At 70.4% G+C, this 25,149-nt stretch carries 23 protein-coding genes; 13 read left to right on the top strand and 10 right to left on the bottom strand.

Annotation, left to right across the window (positions count from 1 at the left end; all coding sequences use genetic code 11):
- Nucleotides 1-3 precede the first annotated feature (3 nt).
- The gene (locus tag ACFVFQ_RS00115; RefSeq protein ID WP_383405855.1) at nt 4-1,065 is read left to right on the top strand and encodes a PucR family transcriptional regulator; all 1,062 of its coding nucleotides are present in this window, start codon (nt 4-6) and stop codon (nt 1,063-1,065) included.
- Between the two features lie 30 nt (nt 1,066-1,095).
- On the opposite strand, the gene ACFVFQ_RS00110 is transcribed toward ACFVFQ_RS00115, so the two are convergent.
- Nucleotides 1,096-1,875 carry an E3 ubiquitin ligase family protein gene (locus ACFVFQ_RS00110; RefSeq protein ID WP_383405852.1) on the bottom strand — a complete coding sequence of 260 codons (780 nt, stop codon included), beginning with the start codon at nt 1,873-1,875 and terminating at the stop codon, nt 1,096-1,098.
- A gap of 109 nt (nt 1,876-1,984) precedes the next feature.
- On the opposite strand from ACFVFQ_RS00110, the gene ACFVFQ_RS00105 reads away from it, so the two are divergent.
- Nucleotides 1,985-2,650, top strand: coding sequence for a LysE family translocator (locus tag ACFVFQ_RS00105; RefSeq protein ID WP_383405849.1), 666 nt, complete (start codon nt 1,985-1,987; stop codon nt 2,648-2,650).
- A 130-nt stretch (nt 2,651-2,780) separates the two neighbouring features.
- Here the strand turns inward: ACFVFQ_RS00105 and ACFVFQ_RS00100 are convergent, their stop codons facing one another.
- From ACFVFQ_RS00100 to ACFVFQ_RS00090, 3 genes are all read right to left on the bottom strand, one after another.
- A complete protein-coding gene (locus tag ACFVFQ_RS00100; RefSeq protein WP_383405846.1) occupies nt 2,781-4,625 on the bottom strand; it encodes a phospholipase C in 1,845 nt (614 codons plus the stop codon).
- 215 nt (nt 4,626-4,840) lie between these two features.
- Complete coding sequence (gene efeB, locus ACFVFQ_RS00095; RefSeq protein ID WP_383405842.1) at nt 4,841-6,193, bottom strand: iron uptake transporter deferrochelatase/peroxidase subunit; 1,353 nt, start codon at nt 6,191-6,193, stop codon at nt 4,841-4,843.
- Complete coding sequence (locus ACFVFQ_RS00090) at nt 6,190-7,398, bottom strand: imelysin family protein (RefSeq protein ID WP_383405838.1); 1,209 nt, start codon at nt 7,396-7,398, stop codon at nt 6,190-6,192. The genes efeB and ACFVFQ_RS00090 overlap by 4 nt, the downstream gene beginning before the upstream one ends.
- 273 nt (nt 7,399-7,671) lie before the next feature.
- On the opposite strand from ACFVFQ_RS00090, the gene ACFVFQ_RS00085 reads away from it, so the two are divergent.
- Entirely contained in the window at nt 7,672-8,493 is an 822-nt protein-coding gene (locus ACFVFQ_RS00085; protein ID WP_383405835.1) for a hypothetical protein, read from the top strand.
- A 197-nt stretch (nt 8,494-8,690) separates the two neighbouring features.
- Here the strand turns inward: ACFVFQ_RS00085 and ACFVFQ_RS00080 are convergent, their stop codons facing one another.
- The 5 genes from ACFVFQ_RS00080 to ACFVFQ_RS00060 all read right to left on the bottom strand — a co-directional run bounded on the left by ACFVFQ_RS00080 (nt 8,691) and on the right by ACFVFQ_RS00060 (nt 14,982).
- Nucleotides 8,691-9,467 (bottom strand): class I SAM-dependent methyltransferase, encoded by a 777-nt coding sequence (locus ACFVFQ_RS00080; RefSeq protein ID WP_383405832.1) that lies wholly within the window; start codon nt 9,465-9,467, stop codon nt 8,691-8,693.
- A 163-nt stretch (nt 9,468-9,630) separates the two neighbouring features.
- The gene (locus tag ACFVFQ_RS00075) at nt 9,631-10,845 is read right to left on the bottom strand and encodes an aminotransferase class V-fold PLP-dependent enzyme (protein ID WP_383405829.1); all 1,215 of its coding nucleotides are present in this window, start codon (nt 10,843-10,845) and stop codon (nt 9,631-9,633) included.
- Between the two features lie 4 nt (nt 10,846-10,849).
- The gene (locus ACFVFQ_RS00070; protein WP_383405826.1) at nt 10,850-12,196 is read right to left on the bottom strand and encodes a pyridoxal-phosphate dependent enzyme; all 1,347 of its coding nucleotides are present in this window, start codon (nt 12,194-12,196) and stop codon (nt 10,850-10,852) included.
- On the bottom strand, nt 12,193-13,674 hold the full coding sequence (locus ACFVFQ_RS00065; RefSeq protein WP_383406972.1) for a Y4yA family PLP-dependent enzyme: 1,482 nt from the start codon (nt 13,672-13,674) through the stop codon (nt 12,193-12,195). Before ACFVFQ_RS00065 ends, ACFVFQ_RS00070 begins: the two co-directional genes overlap by 4 nt.
- Nucleotides 13,675-13,821: 147 nt before the next feature.
- Nucleotides 13,822-14,982 (bottom strand): alpha-hydroxy-acid oxidizing protein, encoded by a 1,161-nt coding sequence (locus ACFVFQ_RS00060; RefSeq protein WP_383405823.1) that lies wholly within the window; start codon nt 14,980-14,982, stop codon nt 13,822-13,824.
- Nucleotides 14,983-15,515: 533 nt separating this feature from the next.
- On the opposite strand from ACFVFQ_RS00060, the gene ACFVFQ_RS00055 reads away from it, so the two are divergent.
- The 6 genes from ACFVFQ_RS00055 to ACFVFQ_RS00030 all read left to right on the top strand — a co-directional run bounded on the left by ACFVFQ_RS00055 (nt 15,516) and on the right by ACFVFQ_RS00030 (nt 21,596).
- A complete protein-coding gene (locus tag ACFVFQ_RS00055; RefSeq protein ID WP_383405820.1) occupies nt 15,516-16,826 on the top strand; it encodes a VWA domain-containing protein in 1,311 nt (436 codons plus the stop codon).
- Nucleotides 16,826-17,683, top strand: coding sequence for a hypothetical protein (locus ACFVFQ_RS00050; protein ID WP_383405817.1), 858 nt, complete (start codon nt 16,826-16,828; stop codon nt 17,681-17,683). Before ACFVFQ_RS00055 ends, ACFVFQ_RS00050 begins: the two co-directional genes overlap by 1 nt.
- An 83-nt stretch (nt 17,684-17,766) precedes the next feature.
- Entirely contained in the window at nt 17,767-18,858 is a 1,092-nt protein-coding gene (locus ACFVFQ_RS00045) for a PP2C family protein-serine/threonine phosphatase (protein ID WP_383405814.1), read from the top strand.
- Nucleotides 18,859-19,495: 637 nt separating this feature from the next.
- Nucleotides 19,496-20,701 (top strand): helix-turn-helix domain-containing protein, encoded by a 1,206-nt coding sequence (locus ACFVFQ_RS00040; RefSeq protein ID WP_383406969.1) that lies wholly within the window; start codon nt 19,496-19,498, stop codon nt 20,699-20,701.
- A gap of 144 nt (nt 20,702-20,845) precedes the next feature.
- Nucleotides 20,846-21,157 (top strand): hypothetical protein, encoded by a 312-nt coding sequence (locus ACFVFQ_RS00035; RefSeq protein ID WP_383405811.1) that lies wholly within the window; start codon nt 20,846-20,848, stop codon nt 21,155-21,157.
- A gap of 190 nt (nt 21,158-21,347) precedes the next feature.
- Nucleotides 21,348-21,596 (top strand): hypothetical protein, encoded by a 249-nt coding sequence (locus ACFVFQ_RS00030; RefSeq protein ID WP_383405808.1) that lies wholly within the window; start codon nt 21,348-21,350, stop codon nt 21,594-21,596.
- A gap of 575 nt (nt 21,597-22,171) precedes the next feature.
- Here ACFVFQ_RS00030 and ACFVFQ_RS00025 read toward each other — a convergent pair.
- Complete coding sequence (locus ACFVFQ_RS00025; RefSeq protein WP_383405805.1) at nt 22,172-23,230, bottom strand: hypothetical protein; 1,059 nt, start codon at nt 23,228-23,230, stop codon at nt 22,172-22,174.
- Nucleotides 23,231-23,245: 15 nt separating this feature from the next.
- Here ACFVFQ_RS00025 and ACFVFQ_RS00020 point away from each other — a divergent pair, with 15 nt between their 5' ends.
- The 4 genes from ACFVFQ_RS00020 to ACFVFQ_RS00005 all read left to right on the top strand — a co-directional run bounded on the left by ACFVFQ_RS00020 (nt 23,246) and on the right by ACFVFQ_RS00005 (nt 25,050).
- A complete protein-coding gene (locus ACFVFQ_RS00020; protein ID WP_383405802.1) occupies nt 23,246-23,533 on the top strand; it encodes a hypothetical protein in 288 nt (95 codons plus the stop codon).
- Nucleotides 23,526-23,687: a hypothetical protein gene (locus ACFVFQ_RS00015; protein WP_383405800.1), complete on the top strand. Its 162-nt coding sequence runs from the start codon at nt 23,526-23,528 to the stop codon at nt 23,685-23,687. The genes ACFVFQ_RS00020 and ACFVFQ_RS00015 overlap by 8 nt, the downstream gene beginning before the upstream one ends.
- 112 nt (nt 23,688-23,799) lie before the next feature.
- Complete coding sequence (locus tag ACFVFQ_RS00010) at nt 23,800-24,111, top strand: hypothetical protein (RefSeq protein ID WP_383405797.1); 312 nt, start codon at nt 23,800-23,802, stop codon at nt 24,109-24,111.
- A gap of 225 nt (nt 24,112-24,336) precedes the next feature.
- Nucleotides 24,337-25,050: a CRISPR-associated endonuclease Cas1 gene (locus ACFVFQ_RS00005; RefSeq protein WP_383405794.1), complete on the top strand. Its 714-nt coding sequence runs from the start codon at nt 24,337-24,339 to the stop codon at nt 25,048-25,050.
- The last annotated feature ends 99 nt before the right edge of the window (nt 25,051-25,149 follow it).

Genomic DNA, 25,149 nt, shown 5'->3' with positions numbered 1-25,149 from the left:
CGCGTGACGGGGCGAAAGCTGCCCGAGGAGTTTGTGGACGGGTATGCGGGGGTCCTCTCCGATGTCGCGCGGACCGGGCGGCGACTGAACCGCGATGAGCTCCAGGCGCGTCGCGCCGCCGGTGAGCGGGCCGCCGAGGCCGGGCACAGCCTGCGGGCCCTGGTCAATGCGCACCTCGCGGTGACCCGGACGGCCTGGCCGCGGTCCGCGTCGGCGCCGACCGACAGCGTGCTGGCCGCGCTCGCCCAGGCCGTGGACGCGCTGGCCGGCGGCTATGAGCGGGCGCAGCACCTCGCGGTGCGGCACGAGGAGGCCACGCGCCGGGAGTTCATCGACGACCTGCTCTACGGAGGCAGCGATCTGGGGCGGCTGGCAGAGCGGGCGGAACGTTTCGGGCTGCGGCTGTCGCACGCCCATGCCGTCGCGGTGGCCGAGGGCTCCGAGGCGTACGCGGAGGCGGACCCGGTGGCCCGGCGGGTGCAGCAGGCCCTGGTGGGGCGGTTCGGGGACCGGCAGTTGCTGCTCACCACCAAGGAGGGCCGGCTGATCTGCATCGCGCCGGGCGATGCGGCCGAGGTGCTGGAGTGCTTCGCCCGCGAGGCGCAGCAGGCCATCGGCGGGGTGCGGGTGGCGGTGGGCCGGACGCACGGCGGCGCCGGGGGCATCGTGCAGTCCTACGAGGAGGCGCTCAACGCGCTGGAACTGGCCGAGCGGATGGGGCTGGGCGACCCCGTGCTGTACGCCGCGGACCTGCTGGTCTATCCGGTGCTCACGCGGGACCGGCAGGCCATGGCCGACCTGGTGCGCAGCGCGCTGGGCCCGCTGCGGGAGGCGCGCGGCGGGGCCGGGCCGCTGCTGGAGACGCTGGCGGTGTACTTCGACTCCGGGTGCATAGCGGCGGAGGCCGCGCGACGACTGTCGCTGAGCGTGCGGGCGTTGACGTACCGGCTGGCGCGGGTGCACCAGCTCACCGGGGCCGATCCGGCCGATCCGGTGCACCGCTACACCCTGCACACCGCCGTGATCGGCGCCCGGCTGTTGGACTGGCCGGCCCAGGAGTTGTGACCTCGGCGGCCGCCGAGGTGCTCGGGGCGGTCAGTGGAGGAGGTCGAGGACCACGAGGGCGGCGCCGACCAGGGCGGCGAGGCCGCTGCCGACGCCGTAGCCGAGCACCCGGTGGTTCTCGGCGCGCAGCAGTTCCTCCTCGGACTTGGCGGCGAGGACGAAGACGCCGCCCTCTGCGGGGGCGCCCAGCGCCAGTCGGCCGCCGGCGTCACTGGCCTCGCCGTGCACGTAGGTGCGGCTGCCGGGGCGGACGATCCACTCCTCCCGGCGGTAGCCGAGGGTGCCGTTGCCGCCGCCGAGGTCGAGGCTGACCGGGCCGAGGGTGAGGCGGGTGCCGTTGCCGGTGTGCGGTTCGAACCGGTCCAGGACCTTCTCCGCGCCGATGAACTCCTCGTTGCCGGGGCGGACCACCATCCGGCCGGTGCCGTCCTCGACGAAGAACGCGGTGGTGCTGGAGTTCTGGGCGACCACCTCGGTGCCGGTGCGGCGCCTGCGGCTGCTGCCGGTGCCGTTCCGGTAGCTCTCCTCGTACTTGCGGGTGATCCGGTGCCGGTGCCAGACGCACTCCTGGTTCTCCAACTCGGAGCGGAGCACGCCGTTCTTGTGCGGGAGCGCCTGGCCGGCCACCTCACAGCGGTAGCGGAAGTGTCCCGGGCCGGCCGCCTCCGCGGCGGCCTCGTGGAGCGCCTTGAGCTCGCGGACCGGGAGGGTTTCGGTGCTCTCCATGGCGCGGGCCCGGGCGTTCGCCGTCCGGGCCAGGTACGCGCAGCACACCGCCACCACCAGACCGGCCAAACCCACCCAGATCATGACACTGACCCTCCGCCCCGCGCTCCACTCGACCGCGCGACCCTACCCGGGACGACCGAGGGGCGAGCAACGCGGGGACGGGCCGGCGGCGTTCTCGTACGCTCCTGGCATGTTCACTGCAACGTTATGGTTCGCCGGGGTCGCCGCGCTCATCAACATCACACCGGGACTGGACACCATGGTCGTCCTGCGCACCGCCGTGGCGCACGGCCGGCCGGGCGGGCGGGCCGCCGCGCTCGGCATCCTGGCCGGCTGTCTGGCGTGGGGCCTGGCCACCGCGGTCGGCCTGACCGCACTGCTGACCGCGTCCCGGCTGGCCTTCGACGCGCTGCGGATCGGCGGGGCGGTCTACCTGGTGTGGCTGGGCGCATCGGCGCTCCGGCAGGCCCGACGGCGGCCCTCGACGGATGAGGCGGCGGTCGCCGCGACCGGCGAGGATGCCGCGCCGGTGCCGGTGGGGGACCCCAGACAGGGGCGGCGGGCCGCCTTCCGGGCCGGGCTCGGCACCAATCTGCTCAACCCGAAGGCGGGCCTCTTCTATATGAGCCTGATCCCGCAGTTCATCCCGCACGGCACCCCGGTGTTCGGCGCCACCCTGCTGCTCACCGCGGTCGACGTGCTCGAACTGGCGCTGTGGTACTGGGTGGTGTGCTCCGCCGCCTCCGCCCTGGGCGAACGGTTCCGGCGCCCGGCCTTCCGGCGCCGCATGGAGCAGCTCAGCGGCGTCACCTTCCTGGGCTTCGCCGCCAACCTGCTCCTCGTGGAGCAGAGCTAGGGTCCGTCCGATGGGGCATGGCCCTCGGACAGACCGCCGCGCCCGGTCGGGCCGCCACAGGAGGCGGTCCGACCGGGCGCGTCAACGGGCCCTGGCGGGCGGGCTGTTCAGAGTGGGGTCAGCCCGGGGTTCAGGCCGCGCCGTGCTCCTTGCGGCGCCGGAGGGCGAAGAAGGTGCCGGTGGCGCCGGCCGCGACGGCGGCCGCGGCGATCCCGACGGGCAGCACGGGGAAGCCGGAACCGCCGTCCACGGATGCGGTGTTCTGCATCGCCGGGCCGGGCGTGATGCTGGTGGTGACCGGCTTGACCGGGCGGATCGGGCCGACCGACCTGACCGAGCCGTCGGCGTTGAGCAGCACCTGCTTGCCGTTGGGGTGCCGGAAGTCGAACATCCCGCTCAGCGCGCCGGCGCGGGCGTCGAAGGAGGCGTCCCCGACCCGGCCGAGGCGCCAGTTGTCCTCGACGAACTTGATGATCGAGGTCTGCTCGGTGGCGGTGTGGTCGATGTGGTTGGCCTTGCTGTACGGGGAGATGACGAGCAGCGGCTGGCGGGTGCCCGGGCCGCAGCGGTCCTGGTAGCCGCCGGCGGCCGGCGGGCCCGACTGGCAGGCCGGGCCGTCGGTGGGCTTGCCGTTGGACCCGGTCGTGGTGTCCTTGGAGCCGTTGCGGGGCTTGGCGAAGGCGTGGTCGTACCAGCCGTCGGAGTCGTCGTAGGCGACGACGACGGCGGTGTCCTTCCACTGCGGCGCCTGCTGGATGCGGTTGATCTGGTCGACGAGGAAGTGCTGTTCGTCGATCGGGTCGGAGTTGCCGGCGTGGCCGTCCTGGTAGGCCGGGGCCTTGAGGAAGCTGACGGCCGGCAGCTTGCCGGCGCGCAGCGCGGCGTCGAAGTCGGTCAGGTCGTAGTTGTGGTTGGCCGGTCCGGCGTGGCCGATCTCGTCGACGCTCTTGGGCGGCAGGTGGTGCGGGTTGGCCGTCGACTTGTAGTACTGGAACGGGGCGTGGTGCGGGCTGTAGTCGACCACCGCCGCTCCCCCGACGTTGGCGTGGGTGGTGCCGCCGCACTTGGCGTAGTGGCCCTGCTGGCCGTCCCAGGCGGCGCTGGGGCGGAAGCCGCCCTGGAACCAACCCCAGCTCACGTTGTGGGAGTTGAGCAGGTCGCCGATGTTGCGGCCCTGCATGGCGCCGAGCGCGTTCTTGCCGGTGTGGTCCTTGTTGGAGCAGTCGTCGTAGGCCGGGTCCGGGTCGCTGATCATCGTGCCGACGCCCTTGGCGTTGGGCGAGTGGACGACGGAACCGTCCGGCTTGGGCGTCTGCTTGGGGTTCTCGGTGCTCGACGTCGGGTCGGTGGAGATCACGCCGTGGGTGTTGCCGGAGGCCAGGTTGATCGCGCCGGGCGTGGAGGGGCCGTAGACCGAGCCGAACGAGCGGTCGTTGAGGGCGTAGTGCTGGGCGTAGTTCCACAGGCCGGTGACGGTGTTGCCGTCGTAGTAGTCCATCACCAGTCCGGGCTCGCCGAAGAGGCCGCCGGAGCACTTGCCGGAGTCGGTGTTCTGGACGAACTTGTCGGCCTTGCCGGCGTTGTAGGCGTACTGCTCGGGGCCGTACTCGTGGTTCTGGTCGCAGGTCATGGCCTGCTGCGGGGTGAGCCGCTTGGGGAGGTACTGGTTGGGGTTGTGCTTGAGCAGCCCGGCGGTGCGCAGGTTGTCGATGTCCCGCGGGGTCTTCGGGGAGGGGGTGAACTTCGTCCCGTCGGCGTTGGTGGCCTGGGGGTAGGTGGCGAAGTAGTGGTCGAACGAGATGTTCTCGTCGAAGAGGACCACCACGTGCTTGATGGGGGTGGCGGTTCCGGTGGGTCCGGGGTGCGGGCCGCCGGCGGCCAGGGCGGGTGCTCCCCCGCCGAGCGCGGCGAGCGCCATGGCACCGGTGACGGCCCCCAGGGTCCGTATCACTCTCGTCTTTCCCCTCATGGCCATCTGGTCCTCATCCTCCGGGCTGTTCGTGGTCGCTGCGTACGGCCGGATGGTGTGCCGGGCGGACGGCGGCGGGGCAGAGCCATGATGACGCGGGGGTGAACACCGGGTCAGGTATCCCGGGGCAAAGCTTGACCGTGTGTTGACCGTTGGCCTGGGCTCTGTCGGTGCTCAGTTGTACGCGAGCGGCGGGTGGTTGGCCAGGTGGCGGGGCCGGGCTACGGCGCGAGGAGAGCCCGGCCGTACCAGTCGTCGCGGTCCCGCACGCCCGGCAGCGCGAAGAAGTAGCCGCCGCCGAACGGCGTGACGTAGTCGACCAGCGGCTCCCCCGCCAGCCGGCGCTGGACGGTCTCGAACTGGCGGGCCAGGTCCTGTTGGTAGCAGCAGAAGAGCAGGCCCATGTCGAGGTTGCCGTTGGCGTCCATGCCGCGGTCGTAGTTGTAGGCGCGGCGCAACAGGCGCTGGTCGGCGGTGTCGGTGGTGCGGGGGTTGGCCTTGCGGATATGGCTGTCCAGGGGGATGACGTCGCCCTTGGGGTCGCCCGGGTAATTGGGGGCGTCGTGCTCGTCGTTGCCGTCGAGCGGGGCGCCGGTCTCCCGGGCGCGGCCGAACATCCGCTCCTGTTCGGTCAGCGAGACCCGGTCCCAGAACTCCACCAGCATCCGGATCAGCCGGACGACCTGGTAGCTGCCGCCGACCGCCCAGTCCGGCTCGCCGCCGCCCTTGCCGACCCAGACCAGGTCCCGCATCTCGCGGGCCGAGCCGGGGTCGGGGTTGGCGGTGCCGTCCTTGAAGCCGAAGAGGTTGCGGGGGGTGCCGGTGGGGCGGGGCGGGCTGGCGAAGCCGTCCAGCCGCCAACGGGCCTGGAGGGCGCCGCGGGTGTGCCGGGTGAGGTCGCGCAGCGCGTGCAGCACGGTGTCGGTGTCGTCGGCGCAGAGTTGGAGGCTGAGGTCGCCGTGGCACCAGTCCGGCCGGAGGTCGTCGTCGGGGAAGGTGGGCATGGTGGCCAGGCGGCGGGGGGCGCGGGGGCGCAGCCCGAACCGGTCGTCGAAGAGCGAGGCGCCGACGCCGACGGTCACCGCCAGTGCGCCGGGCGGGAGTTGGGGGCCGAGGATGCCGGAGTCGGCGGGCGGTCCGGTGACGCCGAGCGGCTCGGGGGTGCCGCCGCCGGTCAGGAAGCGGGCCCGTTCGGTGAGGGTGCGCAGCAGGTCGGCGAGGTCCCGGTGGCCCTCGGCGGTGACGTCGAGGGCGAGGAACGCGGTCACCCGGCGGGGCGGGGTGAGGACGGCGGCCTGGTGCGGGCCGTGGAAGGGGACGGGGGGCGCGGCGCCCAGGAGTTGGCCGGCGCCCGGTGGCGGCGGCTGCGGGACGGGGCCTTCGGCGTACGGGGCGCGGGCCGATGCGGCGCCGCCGGCGCCGAGTGACGCCCCGCCGGCCACGAGTCCCCCGGCGCCGGCCAGGGCGGCCCCGCGCAGGAAGCCGCGCCGGCCGACGCGGGGCCGCCGCGCGTCCTGCGTACCGTCGTCGCCCGTGCCGTGGGCTCCGTTGGCACCGTGTCCGGCCTTGCTCACACTGTCCTCCGCGGATCGCACAGGGTGGCCACCGGGGCCAGCCGTTCCACCAGGTCGCCCAACGCCGCGTTGGTCCGCTGCCGCTCGGGGCGGCTCAGGCCGTCGAGCGGGGTCCAGCGGCCGCCTCGGTGGAAGCCGTCGAGGAGTCGCCCGGTGCGGTCCAGCGCGGCCTGAAGGCCCGGGAGTTCGGGATCGCGCGAGGCGAGCAGGGGGCGCAGCCGGGCGAGCACCGCGCGGGTGCCGTCGAGGTTGGCGCGGGCGGTGGCGAGGTTGCTGCCGCTGCCGTAGTCGGTGCGGCCGGTCAGCTCGAACTGCGCGGTGTTCTCCAGGATCTCGTGGGCGCGCAGGCCGAGGGCCGCCGGGTCCATCCGGGCCTGGGCCCAGTCGTCGCGCAGCGCGCGCACCGCGTCGGCGAGCGCGGCGGCCGGGGCCCGCAGTGCGGTGGCGGACTCGCCGTGCCACAGGCCGTATTCGAGGCGGTGGAAGCCGGCGAAGGCGGGGTCGTGGACGCCGCCGGCCAGCCCGGCGGTGGTCCCGTTGATCTTCTTGTCCGCGTCGCCGAACTCCCCGTAGGCGGCGCCCAGTCGCTCGTAGGTCAGATGGGCGGGCAGCCAGGCGGCGCGGGCCGCAGCCGGGTCGCCGGCGGCGACGGCGGTGCGGAGGGCGGCGGTCTGCCGGACGAGGGTGCCGAGGCCGCCGGCGACCCACTTCTGGTAGTCCAACGCCGGGCCGATCAGGTCGTGTTGGGTGATCGGCGCCGCGGCCGGACCGCCGCGGCCGGGGCCGGCGACGCGGACGGTGGGGCCGGTGACCGCGCTGGCGTCGTCGGGCAGGCAGCTGAACGCGTAGGCGCCCGGGCCGAGTCGGACCCGTAGCTGGCGGGTGGTGCCGGGGCCGATGCCCTCCACCTCACCGAAGACGGGTCCGCCGCCGGCGCCGCGGAGGTAGCTCTCGGCCGGCTGGCTGGAGCCGTTGTGGAGGTCGAAGACCTGGAGGCCGGGGCGGGGGTGTTGCCAACCGCGGCCGCAGGAGCCGGGAGCGACCTCGATGGTGGTGTGCGGGAGGCCGTCGGCGGTGGCCGTGCCACCGTCCGGGGCGGCGCCGGTGGTGAGTGCGACCGCGGTGACCGCACCGGCGATCAACAGCGCGCCACCGGGGGCCCAGACGCGCGGCGACCGCAGCCGCCGCAGGTCGGCTCGTGGCACGGGGCCTCCTGGGGCGTTCGGGAGCGGTGGCTGCGGTGGGAGGGCCGGCGGCCGCTCCGCCCCACATGCTAGGCAGCCGCGGCAGCCCCGAACATCCTTCCGGTGGGCCGTAAACCAAGAGTTTCCGCCACCTTCACCGTCTCGTAGGGCGGGGCGGCCTTAACGGGATTCCCACCACCGGGCAGTGAACCTCTCCCTCCGCATCATCGTCTACAGTCCTGTAGACATTCGCTGGTCAGGGAATGCGCGCCGAGCGCGCCGGAAGGGCGGAACATGACGATCGGACAGCCGAACGGCACGGCGGTGGCGGCGCCGGAGGCCACCGGACGGTACCGCGGCGGCACCCCGCTCCGTACCAAGGTGCCCGAAGTCACCGCGCTGTTCTGGGTGGTGAAGATCCTCACCACCGGCATGGGCGAGACCGCCTCGGACTACCTGGGCCGGACGCTCGGGCCGATACCGGCCGGCGCCCTGGGGTTCGCCCTGTTCACCGTCCTGTTGGTGGCGCAGTTCCGCGCGAGCCGCTACCGGGCCGCGCTCTACTGGTCCGCGATCGTCATGGTGAGCGTCTTCGGCACGATGGCCGCCGACGTCGTCCACGTCATCCTCGGGGTCCCGTACCTGGTCTCCACGATCGGCTTCGCGCTGGCCCTGGCCGCCATCCTGACCGCCTGGTACGCCAGCGAGGGCACGCTCTCCCTGCACAGCGTCCGCACCCGCCGCCGGGAGACGTTCTACTGGGCCACCGTGCTGGCCACCTTCGCCCTGGGCACCGCCGTCGGCGACCTCACCGCCGGCGCCCTGGGCCTCGGCTATCTGACCTCGGGCCTCATCTTCGGCGCGCTCATCCTGGTGCCCGCGCTCGGCGGGCGGTTCCTCGGCCTCAACGCGGTCGCCGCCTTCTGGGGCGCCTACATCCTGACCCGCCCGCTGGGCGCATCCTTCGCCGACTGGATGGGCGTCCCGGCCACCCGCGGCGGCCTCGACTGGGGCACCGGGCCGGTCACGCTGGCCCTGACCGTGCCCATCGCCCTGCTCATCGGCTACCTCGCGGTGAGCCACAGGGACACCCCCACGGACGCGCGCCACCCCTAGGGCGCTTCTGACGGATCTCCGTGGAGGAAGGAGCGGCGTCTGGTGCGTGCGATCGCAAGGCGCCGGGATGGCTTCATAGCGGAGCTATGGGGGCATTTCGGCAACGCCGCGAGCGTGCGTGCCAGGCGTCGCGACGCCGCGGAGATCCGTCAGAAGCACCCTAGGGCCTCTCCGCGCACTCCGGCCGGAGTTCGGCGTCAGCGGATGCCCACCAGCACACAGCTGTCGCCGAACTGCCAGACGGGGACGACATGGGCGAAGCCGGCCTCGCGCAGCAGTGCCGTGTGATCGGTCACCGACAGCCCGTTGCCCGCGGCACCGTCCCCGTCGCCGGCGACCGGCGCGCTCAGCCGACGGCGGCGCTCGGCCAGCGGCTCGGCCAGCTCCGGCTCGGCCGCCACCGCCGCCCACCACGACTCCCAGTCCTCATGGTCGCCGTCCCGCAACCGCCGCGCCCGACACCGGCCGACGTGGGCGGCGAGCGCACCGGCGACCGCCCCGGACTGCGGCAGGTGGTCCCCGTTGACGAGCGCGCCGCCCGGCCGCAGCAGAGCGGCGAGTTGGGCGTAGGTGCGGCGCAGCGCGGGCACCGGGAGGTAGTGCAGCGCGGTGGTGGAGACCGCGGCGTCCAGCGGGCGCCCCAGGGACAGCGCCTCGACCCAGCCGTCCGCGCCGATCACCGCGTCGACGTAGCGGGCGGCGGAGGAGTGGTGAGTGCGGGCCAACTCCAGCAGCAGCGGGTCCATGTCGACCCCGACGACCTCGGCGCCCGGCAGCCGCTCCACGAGCCGGGCGGCCAACGAGCCCGGGCCGCAGCCGAGATCGACCACCAGCGGCCGCCGCTGACCGACCGTCACATGCTCGACGACATCGGCGATCACCGTGAACCGCTCCTCGCGGTCGATGGCGTAGCGCCGCTGTTGGCGCTCCCAACGCTCCACCCACCACTCCGCGACGGCCATGCTCAGCCCCATCTGGTCGCACCACCCCTACCGTTTTCCGCTGCGCCGCACGATCACCATGAGGCTACAGGTGGAAACGGTTTCCATTAGCCGTAGGGTCCCCCTTTCACTCCGGAGGGGCACCGGCCGGCAGGGAACGGCCGTACAACGGTACGGAACGGACGCGGATCAGCGGTCATGTCAGGGAGGCGAGCACGGCCAGCAACCGGTCGATCTCCTCGGGGGTGTTGTAGACGTGCAGGCTCACCCGCACCGAACTGGCGCGCTCCCCCACGCCCGCCTGACAGTGCCCGTCCGTCCGCACCATGAAGCCGTGGTCGAAGAGGATGAAGCCGAGGTCGCTCGCGCCGATGTCGCGGTGCCGGAACGTGACGATCCCGCAGCGCTGTTGGACCGGCGAGACGACGGCCAGGCTGCGTTGGCACCCCACGACCTCGTAGGCGTCCAGCTGGCTCAGCCCCTCGGTCAGCCGGGCGGCCAGCGCGACCGTCCAGCGCCCGATCCGCTCGGTGCCCGCGGCGTCCAGCCAGTCCAACGCGGCCGCCAGGCCGGCGATCCCGGTGGTGTTGGGACTGCCGGACCAACCGCCGGGGCGCAACGCGGGACCACGGGTCTGCCGGGCCCAGACCGCGCCCGAACCGGGCAGCGCCAGCGCCTTGTGACCGGAGAACGCCACGAAATCCACGTCGAGTTCGGCGACCGAGACCGGCAGATGACCGACGCTCTGCGCGGCGTCCAGGCAGATCGGCACGTCCGGCCCGACCGCCCGGCGCAGCAGGTGGACGTTCATGTTGCCGCCGTAGACGTGGTGGACGTGGGTGGCGGCCACGAAACGGGTGCGGGGGCCGACCAGTTGGGCCAGCGCCGCCGGATCGTAGTCCCCGGACGAGGTCTGGTACGGCAGCTCCCGCACCCGGATCCGCACGCCCTGCCGGTCCAGCAGTTGCTGCGCCTCCAGCCACGGCGCGAGGTTGGCCTCGTGGTCGGCGAACGGGACGACGATCTCGTCCCCGTCGGCGAGGAGTTCGGGCAGCCAGTCCCGGGCGACCATCCGCAGCCCCTCGGTGGTCCCGCTGGTGAAGTGGACCGCCGAGCGCTCCGGGTCCGGATCGCCGAGGAACGTCTTGATCCGGTCGCGGACGCCGGCCACCAGGGCGGTTGCGGCATTGGCCCACGGGTAGGAGCCGCGGCCTGCGTTGGCGTTGGCCGTGGTCAACTGGGCCTGTACGGCGTCCAGTACGGCCTGCGGCTTCTGCGTGGTGGCGGCGCTGTCCAGGTACGTCAGCTCCGGGTTGCCGGTGACGATGGGGAACTGGGCGCGCAGCCCGCGCTGCCACGGCCCCAGCTCCACCAGGGCGGCGTCCGGTCCGTGCGCGGTGATCGGGGCCATCGCGTCAGTCCCTGACCAGCGGCGCGCCGGCGTCCCGCCAGGCGATGACGCCCCCGGTGAGGCTGCGCACGTCGGGGTGGCCCATCCGCGTCAGCAGCGCCGCGTAACGGGCGGACTGCTCGCCGACCGGGCAGACCAGCAGCACGGGCTGCCGGGTGCTGAACGGCAGCCCGCCCCGCACCAGTTCGTCGAAGAGCTGGTCCACGATGTTGATCGCCCCCTCGATGTGCAGCGCGGCATAGGCGAACGGGCTGCGCAGATCCACGACGAGCGGCCGGTCCCGCGCCAGCCACTTCTGCGCCTCCTGGGTGTCGATCACGGGCGCCGCGGCGATCTCGGCGTCCGTCAGGTCGGCCGGATCGTTGCGGCGCACCGGCTGCCGGAACAGATCGGGCCGGCGCCGCTTGGTGTAACTGAGATAACTCTCGATCCGGTCACAGACGATGAACACCGCCGATCTCCGCACCACTTCCCCGCCATCGGCCTGTTCCGCCGCCAACTGCGCGTCGATCTCCCGAAGATGACGCACCGTCCCGTAATACGCGGCGCCGCCGGTGGGGCCGGCCAGGATGCCGCAGCGCCGGGCCAGCGCCAGCATTCCCTCGATGGCCTCGTCGGAGCCGACCGACTCCACGGTGTCGTAGGTCGCCGGGTCGAACAGGCCCACCTCGTGGACCTCGTCGAGGGTGCGGATGCCGGGGATGAAGTCGGACTTGGCGGCGACCAGTCCCACCACCCGCACCCGGGGGTCGTGCTCGCGCAGCACCCGGGCCACCCCGGTGGACGAGCCGGCGGTGCCCACACAGGCAACGAAGTAGTCGGGCGCCCGGCCGTCCAGGTCCTTGACGATCTCCGGGCCGGTGCCGGTGGCGTGCGCCTCGGTGTTGCGGGAGTTGAAGTACTGGTCGGTGTGGAGGTAGCTGGTACCGGGGTCGGACAGCTCCCGGTGGAAGAGGGTGAGCGGGTCCTCGGTGTTGGTCGGGTCCAGGCACTCGCTCTGCCCGGGCAGCTCCTCGATCTCCGCGCCCAGCAGCAGCAGCAGGTCCTTGATCTCCGGTATCCGCATGCGGTTGGTCACGCTCTTGAACGGGAGCCCGTGCATCCCCGCGATCACCGCCAGCGCCTTGGCGGTGTTGCCGCTGGAGAGTTCCACGACCTGACTGCCGTGCTCCACCGCCTCGGCCAGGCCCGGCCGGGCCATGTTCCAGGCCGCGCGGTCCTTCACCGATCCGAAGGGGTTGAGCAGTTCCAGCTTCGCGTACAGGTCGATGTGGCGCAGACCGTGCACGGCCGGATCGATCCGTACCAGCGGGGTGTTCCCGATGGCCTCGGTGATGCTCTCGTACCTCATCGCTCTCCCCCTGGACGTGTGATCGGCCAGAACTGCTCGTCGAGACACCAGCGCCAGGACCCGTCCTCCTCCCATGCGGCGACCTTGCGCGCGACCGGCTGGTGCTGCGCGCGGCTGGTCTGGAAGTCCATGCAGTAGCCGGCGGTGTTGGCGAACGCCAACAGCTCGCCGGGGCGGGGCAGTCGGGGCAGGAACACCATCCGACGGGTGATCAGGTCGGCCTCCAGGCACAGGCTGCCCGCCAGGTAGACCCCCGCCGCGGGGCCGTCCTCGCCCCGGGGGACGCGGGCGCCGTCCCGCCCGAGCAGCACCGGGTCCAGCACCACCCCGTGCTCCTCCAGCGCGGCGTCGTCGGCCTTCATCGCCAGCCGCACCAGCGGCTCGCCGCTGTCCGTGCGGCGCACCTCCAGCACCCGGGCGAGCACCAGCCCGCACTGGTCCACCAGCGCCCGGCCCGGCTCGGTGTAGAGGTCGTAGAGGTTCTCCAGCAGCAGGGTGGCCAGCGAGCGGCCGCCGAACGAGGGGGCCGGCATGGCCAGCAGCTCGTCGAGGTAGCGGGCGCCGGCGACCGGGCGGTGGGCCGGGTAGAGGCCGAGCGCGCCGCGCAGGGTGCCGCCGTCGTTGCGCAACCCGTAGCCGTGGCCGCGCCAGGTCAGCGGGGGCCGCTGGCCGAGCACGGCGGCGGTCAGCTCGGAGGTGTAGCGCTCCCATTCGGCCGCGTGCGCAAGGTAGTTGACGCCGAAGCCGCCGCCGATGTCCACCGCCCGCGGGCGCAGCCCTCGGCCCCGGCAGGCGTCCATGGCCCGGACGCAGCCCTCCAGGGCGCGCGCCTTCTCCTCCGGGCTGGTGGTGTCGAGGTGGTAGCCGACGCCGATCAGCTCCAGCGCGTCGGCGTGCCGCTCGACGGTGTCGAGCAGGGCGTCCAACTCCCCCGCCGGGGTGCCGAAGCGGCTGGGCCGGGACAACACCCGCACGCCGGGCCCGTCGAACGCGGACAGCCGCAGCACCACCGGTATGCGGGCCAGGCGATGGGTGCGCACCAGCGCGGCCAGCTCGTCCAACTCGCCGCCGGAGTCGGCGTTGACGGTGACGCCGGTGCGGGCCGCCAGCCACAGGAACTCGCGGTTCTTCGGCCCGGTCGCCATGATGCGATCCGGGGTGAACCCGGCACCGAGGGCGTGCTGCAACTCGCCCAACGACGCCACGTCCACCGCCGCGTCGGTCGCCGCGAGCCGCCGCAGCAGCGCGCTGGAGCGGTTCGCCTTGTGCGCGAAGTAGACCCGGCCGCCCAGCCGGTGGGTGCCGTACGCGGCGCGGAACCGCTCGGCGTTCTCCGCGATCTGCTCCGGCAGCACCACGCTCAACGGCGAGCCCAGCGCGTCGACGAGCGAGGGGAGGAAGCCGCCCGCGCCGAGCAGCGACGCCAGGCGCCGCTCCAGGCGCGGTTCCAGAGTCAGTGGCTCCAAAGACGATGGCACAGCGGCCGCCAAGGGACCCCCCTCGCAGTGGCACGAACTCGACCCGCTCGGTTCGCCGTTAACCACTTCCCGCTCCCGGCGACCTTTACGCCCGCCCGCCGTCCCCGGCCGACGGCGCCCCCGCGCCCCGGGGGCCCCTGACGCTACTCAGAGGCGCACCAGGCAGTTCGGATCGAGATCGGCGAGGGTCGGATAGCCGTCCACCGCCATCAGCAGATCGGCCTCGGCGAGCAGCGACCGCAGGACGTGCACCACGCCGTCGGTGCCGCCGAGCGCCAACCCGTAGGCGTAGGGCCGGCCGACCGCGACCGCGGCGGCGCCGAGGGCGAGCGCCTTGACCACGTCGGTGCCGGAGCGCACCCCGGAGTCGAAGAACACCGGCAGGCCGTCGGCGGCGGCCACCACACCCGGCAGTGCATCGAGCGCGGGCAGACCACCGTCGGCCTGCCGGCCGCCGTGGTTCGAGCAGTAGATGCCGTCCGCGCCGCCGTCCCGGGCCCGGCGCACGTCCTCCGGGTGGCTCAACCCCTTGAGGATCAGCGGCAGTTCGGTCAGCGACCGTAACCAAGCCAAATCGTCCCAGGTCAGCGGATTGCTGAAGACGCTGGCGTAGAGTTCGATGGCGGCGGCCGGGTCCTCCTCCGGCGGCTTGCGCAACCGGGCCCTGAAGACCGGGTCGGAGGTGTAGTTGGCCAGCAAGTGACCGTGCGCCTGGGGTAAGTGGGCCAACGCCAGATCACGCGGGCGCCAGCCGAGGGTCCAGGTGTCCAGGGTCACCACGATGCCCTGGAAGCCGGCCGCCTCCGCGCGGCGCACCAGGCTCTCCGCGAACTCCCGGTCCGTCGGGGCGTAGAGCTGGAAGTAGCCGGGGTTGTCCCCGCACTCGGCCGCGACCGCCTCCATCGGGTCGGCGGCGAAGGTCGACGCGATCATCGGCACACCGGCGCGGGCCGCGGCCCGCGCCGCGGCCAGATCCCCGTGCCCGTCCTGCGTACAGAGGCTCAACGCCCCGACCGGCGCCATCAGCAGCGGCGACGGCAGCGTCCGGCCGAACAGCTCGACGGTCAGGTCCCGTTGGGCGGCACCCACCAGCATCCGCGGCATCAGCCCCCACCGCGCGAACGCCTCGACGTTGGCCCGCTGCGTCCGCCCGTCCCCGGCCCCGCCCTCCACATACGACCAGACGGCCGGCGACAGCGCCGCCTCGGCCCGCGCCGCCAGCTCCTCGAACGTCATGGGCAACGAGGGCAGTTCGCCCTCCAGGCCGGCCGCGTAGATCTCGTGCTGGTAGTCGCCAAAGTGCGGCATGTTTTTGCCTCCCACGTTGTTGGCTTTCCCGCCGTGCGGGTTGCTGTTGTTTGCGCCTGCGGCGCGGGCTGAGTTGTCCGCTGCGCGGGGCTGTTGGGTGCGGTGACGGGCCTCCGGGGGCGGTATGCCAGACTGCTTCGCTTTACGTCTGGCATACCGCCCCCTCCGACCCGTCCCCTCCCGTTGAAGGGTGGAATTTCTGTGCGTGGTGGCTACTCATGGTGGTCGCCTGACGGTCACCACTCAACCCACCGGCCCGAGTTGGCCCACCGGCAGGACGTGGCAACCACCGTTTTTCCCCACCCCCCACGGGAGGGGACGGGCCGGAGGGGTGGGGTGTTCGGACGTAAAGCGAAGCAGTCCGAACACCCCACCCCGGAGGACCGTCACCGCACCCCGACAGCCCCGCGCAGCGGACAAGACCACTCGCCCCGCCCCGCGCCGCAGGCGCGATCGGCACCCCGCACGGCGGGAAAGCCAACCACGTGGGGGGCATTTTGGCGGTGAGCCATTTTTCTCCGTACGATCCGGCGATGATCATCACAACGATCACCAAACGGATCACCAGGAGAAGGCTGGCGACCGGGGTGTGCGGACTGCTTGCCGCGATGGCGGTGGGGCTGTTGCCCACGCCGGCCGTCGCCGGCGAGCCCACCGGGGAGCCCGCCGCATCGGCGCCCAAGGCATCCGCTCCGAAGGTGGAGCTGACGCTCGACGTCAGCGGCTCGATGCGGGCCCGGGACATCGACGGGCAGAGCCGCATGGCCGCGGCGAAGCAGGCGTTCAACGAGGTGCTGGACGCCGTCCCCAAGGACGTCCAGCTCGGCATACGGACGCTCGGCGCCAACTACCCGGGCAACGACCGCCAAGTCGGCTGCAAGGACACCAAGCTCCTCTACCCGGTCGGGCCGCTCGACCGGACCGAGGCCAAGACCGCGGTGGCCACGCTCGTGCCCACCGGGTGGACGCCGATCGGCCCGGCCCTTCAGGCCGCGGCCAAGGACCTCAAGGGCGGTGACGGGCAGCGCCGGATCGTGCTGATCACCGACGGCGAGGACACCTGCCAGCCGCTCGACCCCTGTCAGGTCGCCCGGGACATCGCCGCCGAGGGCATCCACCTCACCGTCGACACCCTCGGGCTGCTGCCGGACGCCAAGACCCGCAGCCAGTTGAGCTGCATCGCCGAGGCGACCGGCGGTACGTACACCTCGGTGCAGCACACCGACCAACTCCGGGACCGTGTGCACCAGTTGGTGGATCGGACGGCCCGGCCCGTGGCCACTCCGGTGGCGACCAAGGGCTCCGCACAGTGCGCCACCGCCCCGGAGCTCAAGCCGGGCCTGTTCACCGACCGGGAGAAGTTCGCCGAGCACCGCTGGTACCGGGTGAACGTCAAGCCGGGCCAGGAGCTGCGCGCTTCGGTGAGCGTCGGCGCGGACCGCGCGGTCAACAACGACTACGGGGTGCTGCTGCGCGCCTCGACGGTGCACGGTCGGGAGATCGTCCGCGGCGCGGAGGCCGGCGACGGCCGGACCGATGTGATCTCCACCGGGCTGCGCTACGCCAAGGCCGATGACGCCGCGGCCGGGGGCGCCCCCGAGACGGTCTGCCTCCAGGTCAGCAACTCCTTCTCGGCCGGGCCCTCGGTCAAGACCGACCCGGGCCTGCCGGTGGAGCTGGCCGTGGACCTCGTCGACGGGCCGCACGACGCCTCCGACGTCGCCTCCTTCGGCCTCGGCCGAGGCTGGTGGCTGCTCGGCGCCCTGGCGCTCACCGGTCTGGTGGGCGGCCTGGTGTGGGGCTGGATCTCCCGTTGGCGCATCACCGTCTGGAGGACCAACTGATGCGTACCGTACGCAAGATGACGGCGCGGGCCGCTGGGGTGTTGGTGAGCGGCGCCGCGGTGGCGTTCGTCGGCGGTGTGGCGGGGGCCGACGCGGCCGTAGCCGACAGCCCGAGCCCGAGCGTCAGCGCCACCGGTGAGGGGGACGCCGCCAAGGGGCCCACGGAGGCCGGCACGTCCTTCCGTACCGCGACGCCGATCGCCCTGGACCAGCGGGCCACCGCCAGCGCCTCCACCGGCGACTACCTGTACTGGGTGCTGCCGGCCGACGTCGGGCAGCGGGTCACCGTCAAGGCGAAGGTCACGCTGCCGAAGGCGGCCCGACACGGCGCGACCACCTGGCAGTTGGACGTGTACGACGGGCTGCGGCGCCGGCAGGCGTGCCGCTACGGCGTGCAGACCAAGGCGGCGGGCGAGAACGCCGACGCGGTCGAGCTGTCCTGCGCGCTGCGCACGGTGCGCGGCTGGGCCGAGCAGTGGTCCAACGACCCGCTGCCCGGCAACTACTACGTCCGGTTGACCGCCGTCGACCTGCCGCAGGAGGAGCTGGGGCAGCCGGTGCAGACGGAGGTCGAGGCGTCCGCGGCCGACGCGGGCGGCGCCCAGGCGGTGGACGGGAAGCTGTCCGCCCCGCTGGTGCCGGGCGCCGGGGCCGCGTCGCCGAAGCCACAACAGAGCGGCGCGACGCAGCAGCCCGCCGCGGACGGCACGCCGGACGGCGGCTGGTCCTCGGGCTGGTGGTCGGACCGCTGGGTGTGGACCGCGATCGGCGGCGTGCTGGCGGCGCTGGCCGGCATCGGCGGCTACCGCCTGACCCGTGGTTCGGGCCGGCCGACGCACCTGCCGCCGGGGGTCTGACCGACCGGAGGCGCCCGTCCCCGTCGGCGGCCGGCGGGGACGCCCTACGGGCGCGGGGGCCGGCCCAGGTGTAGAGAAGAGGTATGCGCGTCCGGCACCGTCGTCATCGCAGCGGCCGGCCCTGGCGGCTCAGCCACGGGTTGATCGCCCTGCCGCTCGCCCTGATCGCGGCGGTCACGGTGCTGGACCTCACCACGCCCACCAACGTCCACCTGGGACCGTTCCTGGTGGCGGCGCCGGCGCTCACCGCCTCGTTCGCCGGCCCCGTCCTCACCGGCGCCATCGGGGCCCTGGCGGTGGCCGCGCAGGTCCTCATCGGCTTCCTGCACGGCGGGATCACGACCTCGAACCACGAGGCGCAGATCGCCGCGCTGGTCGTCATCTCGGTGCTGGTCACCGTCTTCCGCTACGCCCGCGACCGGCACCAGCGGCAGCTGAGCCAGGTCCGGACGGTGGCGGTGGCCGCCCAGCAGGTGCTGCTGTGGCCGTTGCCGCGCCGGAGCGGGGCGCTGCGGATCGAGTCGGCGTACATCTCGGCGGAGGCCGAGGCCGAGATCGGCGGCGACCTCTACGCGGCGGTGCCGGTGCCGGGCGGGACCCGGCTGGTCATCGGGGACGTCCGCGGCAAGGGCCTGACCGCGATCGGGGAGGCCGCGGCGCTGGTCGGGGCGTTCCGGGGCGCGGCGTACCAGCATCTCTCGCTTCCGGCGGCCGTCGCGCACCTGGGCAACGCGGTGCACTGGAACATGGCGCACGCCCCGGAGGAGGACCCGGAGTCCTTCGTGACCGCCCTGGTCCTGGACGTCTACGACGACGGCCCGTGCGTCGAGCTGGTCAACTGCGGGCACCCCCCGCCGCTGGTCCTGGGGAGCGGGGAGATCCGGTCGCTGGAGGTCGCCGAGCCGGCGGTGCCACTGGGGCTGACGGCCCCGGCGGAGGGCGACTACAAGGTGGAGAGCTTCGCGTTCGGGCCGGACGAGGTACTGCTGCTCTACACGGACGGGGTGATCGAGACCCGGGACCGCTCGGGCGCGTTCTACCCGTTGACCGAGCGGCTGGCCGAGTGGAACGAGCCCGATCCGGCGGCGCTGATCGGGCGGCTGCGCGACGATCTGTTGCGGTACGCGGATGGCAATCTTGGCGACGACGTCGCCATGGTCGCGATCACCCGCTGAGTGGCCTTCGGCCGGCTGCTTCCCACGTTGTCGGCTGTCCCGCCGTGGGCCTGCGGCCGGCTGTGCCCCACGTTGTTGGCTTTCCCGCCGTGCGGGGTGCTGTTGTTTGCGCCTGCGGCGCGGGCGTTGTTGTCCGCTGCGCGGGGCTGTTGGGTGCGGTGACGGTCCTGCGGGGTGGGGGTGCCAGACTGCTTCGCTTTACGTCTGGCACCCCCACCCCTCCGGCCCGTCCCCTCCCGTGGGGGGTGGGTGAAAACGGTGGTTGCCACGTCCGCCCGGTGGGCCAACTCGGGCCGCTGGGTTGAGTGGTGACCGTCAGCGGACGGGCGGCCTCAGCTACCGGGCGGTGACCGTCAGGGGACCACAAGGATCAGCCCCCGCCCAGGGAAATCCACCCACCCACGGGAGGGGGAGTAGAGAGAGAACCAGATTCTTGTCCGATGGTTGAGTCTGTCAACCATTCCTGCGCTCCCGGGCATGCGAACGGCCACCCTCCGTGACGTTGGAGGGTGGCCGTGGGGCTTAGGGCGGGGTGTGAGTTCACCTGAAGCTGTGCCAACACGGCAACGGCCCCCGCCAGTGACGGGGGCCGATCACAGTTCCCCTGTATCCCACCAGGGGTACCGTTCTGGTGTCGATGCAGAACGGAGAGACCAGTATGCCCCCGCACATTGAAGAGCACACGGGCGCACGCGTCGCACACGCTCGCAAACTCCGCCAACTGACGCAACGCGAGCTGTCTGATCTATCCCATGTCTCGTACAGCACGCTGACCAAGTTGGAGCAGGGCGTCTTGCCCGCTAGTCCATCGGTCGTTGGTGCGCTGGCACGAGCCCTGTCGGTACCGGTCACAGAGTTGACCGGACAGCCCTACCTCGAAGAACTGCGACAAGACCAACTCGACGGCCTGATCAACCCGATTCGCGAAGCGCTCAACGTCTATGACCTCGGCCCCGATCCGGACGTGACCCCACGCTCGATCGAGGCGCTGGAGGCTCACTCGGAGAAGCTGTGCGCCATGGTCCGAGCAACGAACATCAAGCAGGTGGCGGCCGAACTCCCTGGTCTGATCCATGAGGCTACGACGACAGCGCATACAGCTCCGGTTGACCGCAACTGGCAGTTGCTCGCCAGCACGTACCGGACCGCCTACGACGTCACGACGAAGCTTGGGTTCGCTGACTTGTGCACAGTGGCGCTGGATCGCATGGACTGGGCCGCACAGCGTGCTTCTGACCCCGTGCTGAGCGGGATGCGCCAGTACCTAAGGGCACTTGCCTACCTCCGGGCGAGTGACTACCGGACGGGTAATCGGCTCATCCGGTTGGGCATGGCCACGCTGGAACAGGCGGAACCAGGGCGTGTACTCGACGCCGTCACCGGACAGTTGCACCTAGGTGCCGCTGTGCTGGCGGGGCGTGACAAAGACAAGGCCGCAGCCGAGGGACACCTCAACGAAGCTGAGCGCATTGCGAAGCGGACGGGCCCGGCGGAGCAGATTCACTGGCTGTCGTTTGGACCGACCAACGTCGGGGCGCACCGAGTCAGTGTCTTGGCGGAACTTGACCTGTACCCCGAAGCCGTTCACGCCGCTCAAGACATCACGGTTCCGGATGGGTGGCCCCCGTCTCGCCTTGCTCACCACCACACCGAGGTGGCACGAGCGCAGATGTGGACAGGACGCACGGATGCAGCGTTCAAAAGCCTGTTGAAGGCACGCAAGTTGGCCCCCCAACAGACTCGGTATCACCCCACGGTGCGCGAAACGTATGCGGGACTGGAGGCGGCAAAGCGCAGGATGCCGGACAGCTTCAGCAACTACGGTTCATGGCTTGGAAGGTGACTTAGCGTCAAGCAATGGCCGGGACTATCAGTAATGACTGATAGTCCCGGCCTTTGTCTGTCGGCACGATGCCGGGGTTAGAAGACCCCCGCGACCGTGGCGACGGCCCGGGGGCATGGCCTCAACCCACAGGAGGTTGAAAGCGTGCTCCACACTATCCGAACGATCTTCGAATCGCTGTTTCGGGTGTTATTGCCCGCCCATGGGCGTCACCGTTCGACCGACGCGGCGCCCACCCCCGAACGCGACACCCCCACGCTCACCATCCCCCGTGTCCCCGTCGAACAGCGGTTGCTGCGGGGTGAGGACGTGGCGTTGCTCCGTCCGTACGTCCTCACCCCCGCGGAGCGTCGCGAGCGGCGGTTGCAGCGTTCCCGGCGGCGGGCGGTGTGGCTGGCGACGGTCGGAGTCGATGCCGGGCCGCGTTGGATTCACGGGGTGGAGGTGGCTGGCTAATGCCCAGTCTGAGCGACCCCGTGCACCTGGCGGACCCGTTCCCGGAACCGAAGCCGGTTGAGGGGTGCGACGTGTGCGCGGAACTGGTGAAGCAGCGAGCTGCCCACAGGAGGAACGGGAAGCGTGCTCTCGCCGCCATGTGCACGGTGGAGTTGGAGAAGCACGCCCGCAAGCATCAGGCGAAGCGTTGATGCCCAGGACGAAACGCATCGTCAAAGCCTGTTGGGCGGTTGAGGAGTGGTGGAACCGTCACGTCAGGTATCGGGAGTTGCACCGCCAACTCGATGCCTGGCGGGACGACTTCAAAGCCCGTACCGCATGGGTCGATGAACTGACCGACGAAGAGTTGGAAGAGATGCAGCGTGCTCTCGACGCCTGCATCAACGCCATACAAGGCACGGCCGACGACGCGTCGGAACCTCCGGGCGGTGCGTCATGACGGTGTCGGGCAAGCTTCTTCGATGGACGCTCCGAGCCAAATCACGCCCCGGGTACGTGGGGAAGTGCTGGGAGTGCTCGGCGTTCAGTCTCGACGCTCCCTCCGAAGATGAAGCCCGGGATTGGTGTCTCCGGCACGTGGAAGCCACCGGCCACATCTATTTCGAGGTGACGAGGGAAGCGTCCTTCGTCGCCGTGCTCGGGAGCCATCCGGCGACATAGACCAGGGCGGGGCGCCGTGGCTGGTTGCTCCGCCTCCATAACTGTCCCGCCCGTTCCCGGAGTTGCCAGGAACGGGCGGGGTCACCCCGTAATGGGGAACGTGTGATCACCAAGTCAAGGAGGTTGACGGCGCGATGTGTCCCGCTTACCCCAACGGACAACACAGTTACGAAGTTCGGGGAAACCAGATGGTGTGTGCTTGTGGACACACTGTCAATGTTCAGTGGTAGCTAGGGAGAAGACTTCACGATGTGTCCTAACAGTCCCAACGGGCAGCACGATCTGCAAAGGCAGGGTGACCAACTGGTGTGCACGCACTGCGGGCAAACCACGTCGCCTAGCTGGTAGTTTGGCTTAGTGGGACCCGCCAGTGTGGGGCTGGCGGGTCCTTTGCTGTCCGCGTTTGATGTGGTGCCAGGTTTGCAGTACGTGGAGAGGGTCGAGATTCAGGACTGAGTCTGCGTGTTCCTTTCTCAGGTCTCGCCATGCGTAGAGTGCGCATGCTTGGATGATGGACTTCATTTTGTTGGGTTTGGGTGCGGCGCCCCGCCGATAGCGGCGCATTTGCCGTTCGGAGACGACCCGATCAGTTATGCATTGTGTCTCAAAGGGCATGATGAGGGGGAGCCAGTCGTCCCAGGTCTTCCCGAATAGGACCGGCGTGATTCCTTCGGCATCGAGTAGTTCGGTCCCTTCCAAGCTGTTGGATTCCTTGCCCACCGTCGTGGCACTGGGGGCGTGTATCCATTGGCGCCGTAGGATTCCTCGGGTCGGCGGAATGCAATACTGACCGTTCAGGTCTTCGAATTTCCATTCTGGGTGAACGGCGTAGTCGTCAATTACGTCCTGGAAGACAACGAGCGGCGGGCGTTTGATCGGCTTGACGGGATCGTTCCTGTCCACCCATGTCACGCGCCCCCATTTGCTGCTGTCGGCCTCATAGGGAGCAATGAGCAATCCGCCTTTAGGGTCGCGGTACATGGGATCCACCTGCCCGATCATCATGAAGTTAAAAGGCTTCATTTGCTGCGGGTAGGGCTTTTTCGCATTGAGAGTGCGGAAGGCGTTGTAAAGCCCCCAGGATGAGACGCTGTGCGGCATGAGGGCGGGGAGTGTTCCCCAGTCGGGTTCTTCGTCATCGAGAATGGCCCGCCACAGCTTTTCAATCCACGCTTTGTGCTGCCCCCTCTCCGGCGCCATGAGATAGCCCAAACCGTGTTCCGAACTCTTGACGATGTTCCCGGCCGCGTCGGTGAGAACGTAGCGTTTGGCGCTGATGACGTAGGCGTATCCGTCGAACTCTCTCTTTAGCATGTGGGGCACGAGGTCACGGCCATACGGGTTCAGTGCGTCGAAACGCTCAATAATGGAATCGGGATCGGCGCCGGTTACCGCACAGGAATCAGTGTCCATGAACGGGGGATTCACGTGCTGTCTGAAATTCCGATCGAAACCGTGCCGGAGAACGAGGTACCCACCGGCCGGGGACGCCCCGGTCCCTGCCTTCCCACCTGGCTACTGGAGAGCATCTCCGCCAGCGCCAAAAACGGTGTGTGGCTTTCCGCGAAGTTCGATACGTCCGAGAAGGCTGAAGAACTCGCGAAGCTACTCCAGTACGTCAACCGCTCCGCACGGTTCCCCTACCACGTGTCAACGCGTCGGGAGGAAACCGAAGAAGGAACCTGCGTCCTTTTCAAGGCGGTCAACAATGACTGATGCGACCTTGATCATGCGTGCGGAGTTGTACCGCGAGGCTGACGACACGTTCAGCGTCGAAATCATCGATCCAAACAACGGAACCGCGGAACGCCAACCGATTCCCGCTCAGTATGCCGCGATGCTCCCCCAGGTAATCGCCATGCTCAAGTAAGCACGTGCGCAACCAACGCCCCGACCCCGCGTCGGGTCGTTCCGCATTTCCGGGCCAATAATGAAGGAATATCGTGCCTAGTCTTTCGCCTATCACCGAGCAAGGCTCACTAGTGGACGGAACCGCATTCGGCGCACCCGGACAACAGGTCTGGGCGATCCAATTTCCACCCGACAACCGCCCCCGATCCTTCTACCGAATAGCGATCAACCCACCCAGCGGGATTCCGCCAAACACCACACTCGAACTCCGCAACGATAGCGTGATGATCTCGGGTGCACCGAGTGCCACCACGCGGGAATTTGAGCCCTACCACAAGGTGACCATCCCGCCGGGTACCCGCCTTTATCTCGTGTGGCTCACTGACGCGGGTGTCAATCCCCCCGTTGCGACGCTCTTCACCGAACTTGATGGGCTGATCTGATGCCATGGGGCGAAGGGACTCAACGCGCTTTTGACTCCCTGCACGTCTACGACGCCGGCGGGAAGTTGGTGGCGCACATCGACGGGGAAGGCAATGCCACCTTCGAAACGGTCACCGTGAGGGCAGGGAGGTTGCGGCGCATGTGGCGACGATTGCGGGGAAAGAAGCGTCCCCAAGTTGGGTAAAACGCTTCGAAGTTGGGGGCACGGTCGATAGAATTAGAGCATGACGGATGCTGAAATCCCCGAACTGGCCGAGATTTTCGCTCCCCGCACCATCGGACCCGCCCTTGTAGTCGAAGGCTTCGGCGCCAAACTCACCGTAGAACGCGGACAGTTGGTCATCCACGATGGCTTCGGTCCTCACCGTCACACCGATCAACTCTCCCGAATAGAACGGAGAGTGAAGCGCATCATCATCAAAGCCGTTGACGGATACGTGACCATCGACGCGATGAAGTGGTGCAAGAACGTCGGAATCAGCGTCGTCATGCTCGATCCAGCCGGAGATGTCCTCATGACCTCTCCGGCTGACACCTACTACGAAGGCCGGTTGCACCGGGCACAAGCACTCGGCAGCACCGCGGCCGTGCGGTACATCATGGATCGCAAAATCACCGGCCAGTACGAGGTCAGCGGACACCCCAAGATCAAAGATCACCTGATCCGGCTGCAACACGACGTAGACACCATCCCCGAAATCACCGCGATCGAAGCCAAGACCAGTCGCCTCTACTGGGGCAGCATCCGGGGCACCCAGGTCAAGTTCCGGGGCGACGTACCCGACCACTGGACGACGCTCCAAACGCGATCCTCCGCCTTGCAGTACGCCGGGAAGACACCACGTAAGGCCACGACGCCGTTCAACGCGAGTCTCAACTTGGGCTACTCCATTGGCTACGCCGAAGCCCGCCTAGCCTGCCACGCCCTAGTGTCCTGAGTCGGGTTTTCGTCGTTGGTTGTATGTGACTCAACGAGGACCGAAGATCCCGCCGGTGACGGTAACTGACGTTCAGCGGAAAGTGCTTGAGGGTTGGGT

The organism is Streptomyces sp. NPDC057743 (assembly GCF_042798755.1).
In the GTDB taxonomy this organism is placed as follows: domain Bacteria; phylum Actinomycetota; class Actinomycetes; order Streptomycetales; family Streptomycetaceae; genus Streptomyces.
This window is presented reverse-complemented; position numbering and strand designations above follow the sequence as displayed.

What these genes read in the sequence shown, in the direction of transcription:
- ACFVFQ_RS00005 (WP_383405794.1), top strand. Translation starts at nt 24,337, where the DNA reads ATGACGGATGCTGAAATCCCCGAACTGGCCGAGATTTTCGCTCCCCGC.
- ACFVFQ_RS00105 (WP_383405849.1), top strand. Translation starts at nt 1,985, where the DNA reads ATGTTCACTGCAACGTTATGGTTCGCCGGGGTCGCCGCGCTCATCAAC.
- ACFVFQ_RS00085 (WP_383405835.1), top strand. Translation starts at nt 7,672, where the DNA reads ATGACGATCGGACAGCCGAACGGCACGGCGGTGGCGGCGCCGGAGGCC.
- ACFVFQ_RS00015 (WP_383405800.1), top strand. Translation starts at nt 23,526, where the DNA reads ATGACTGATGCGACCTTGATCATGCGTGCGGAGTTGTACCGCGAGGCT.
- ACFVFQ_RS00040 (WP_383406969.1), top strand. Translation starts at nt 19,496, where the DNA reads ATGCAGAACGGAGAGACCAGTATGCCCCCGCACATTGAAGAGCACACG.
- ACFVFQ_RS00075 (WP_383405829.1), bottom strand. Translation starts at nt 10,845, where the DNA reads ATGGCCCCGATCACCGCGCACGGACCGGACGCCGCCCTGGTGGAGCTG.
- ACFVFQ_RS00045 (WP_383405814.1), top strand. Translation starts at nt 17,767, where the DNA reads ATGCGCGTCCGGCACCGTCGTCATCGCAGCGGCCGGCCCTGGCGGCTC.
- ACFVFQ_RS00025 (WP_383405805.1), bottom strand. Translation starts at nt 23,230, where the DNA reads ATGGACACTGATTCCTGTGCGGTAACCGGCGCCGATCCCGATTCCATT.
- ACFVFQ_RS00050 (WP_383405817.1), top strand. Translation starts at nt 16,826, where the DNA reads ATGCGTACCGTACGCAAGATGACGGCGCGGGCCGCTGGGGTGTTGGTG.
- ACFVFQ_RS00070 (WP_383405826.1), bottom strand. Translation starts at nt 12,196, where the DNA reads ATGAGGTACGAGAGCATCACCGAGGCCATCGGGAACACCCCGCTGGTA.
- ACFVFQ_RS00030 (WP_383405808.1), top strand. Translation starts at nt 21,348, where the DNA reads ATGCCCAGGACGAAACGCATCGTCAAAGCCTGTTGGGCGGTTGAGGAG.
- ACFVFQ_RS00080 (WP_383405832.1), bottom strand. Translation starts at nt 9,467, where the DNA reads ATGGGGCTGAGCATGGCCGTCGCGGAGTGGTGGGTGGAGCGTTGGGAG.
- ACFVFQ_RS00060 (WP_383405823.1), bottom strand. Translation starts at nt 14,982, where the DNA reads ATGCCGCACTTTGGCGACTACCAGCACGAGATCTACGCGGCCGGCCTG.
- ACFVFQ_RS00110 (WP_383405852.1), bottom strand. Translation starts at nt 1,875, where the DNA reads ATGATCTGGGTGGGTTTGGCCGGTCTGGTGGTGGCGGTGTGCTGCGCG.
- ACFVFQ_RS00055 (WP_383405820.1), top strand. Translation starts at nt 15,516, where the DNA reads ATGATCATCACAACGATCACCAAACGGATCACCAGGAGAAGGCTGGCG.
- ACFVFQ_RS00100 (WP_383405846.1), bottom strand. Translation starts at nt 4,625, where the DNA reads ATGGCCATGAGGGGAAAGACGAGAGTGATACGGACCCTGGGGGCCGTC.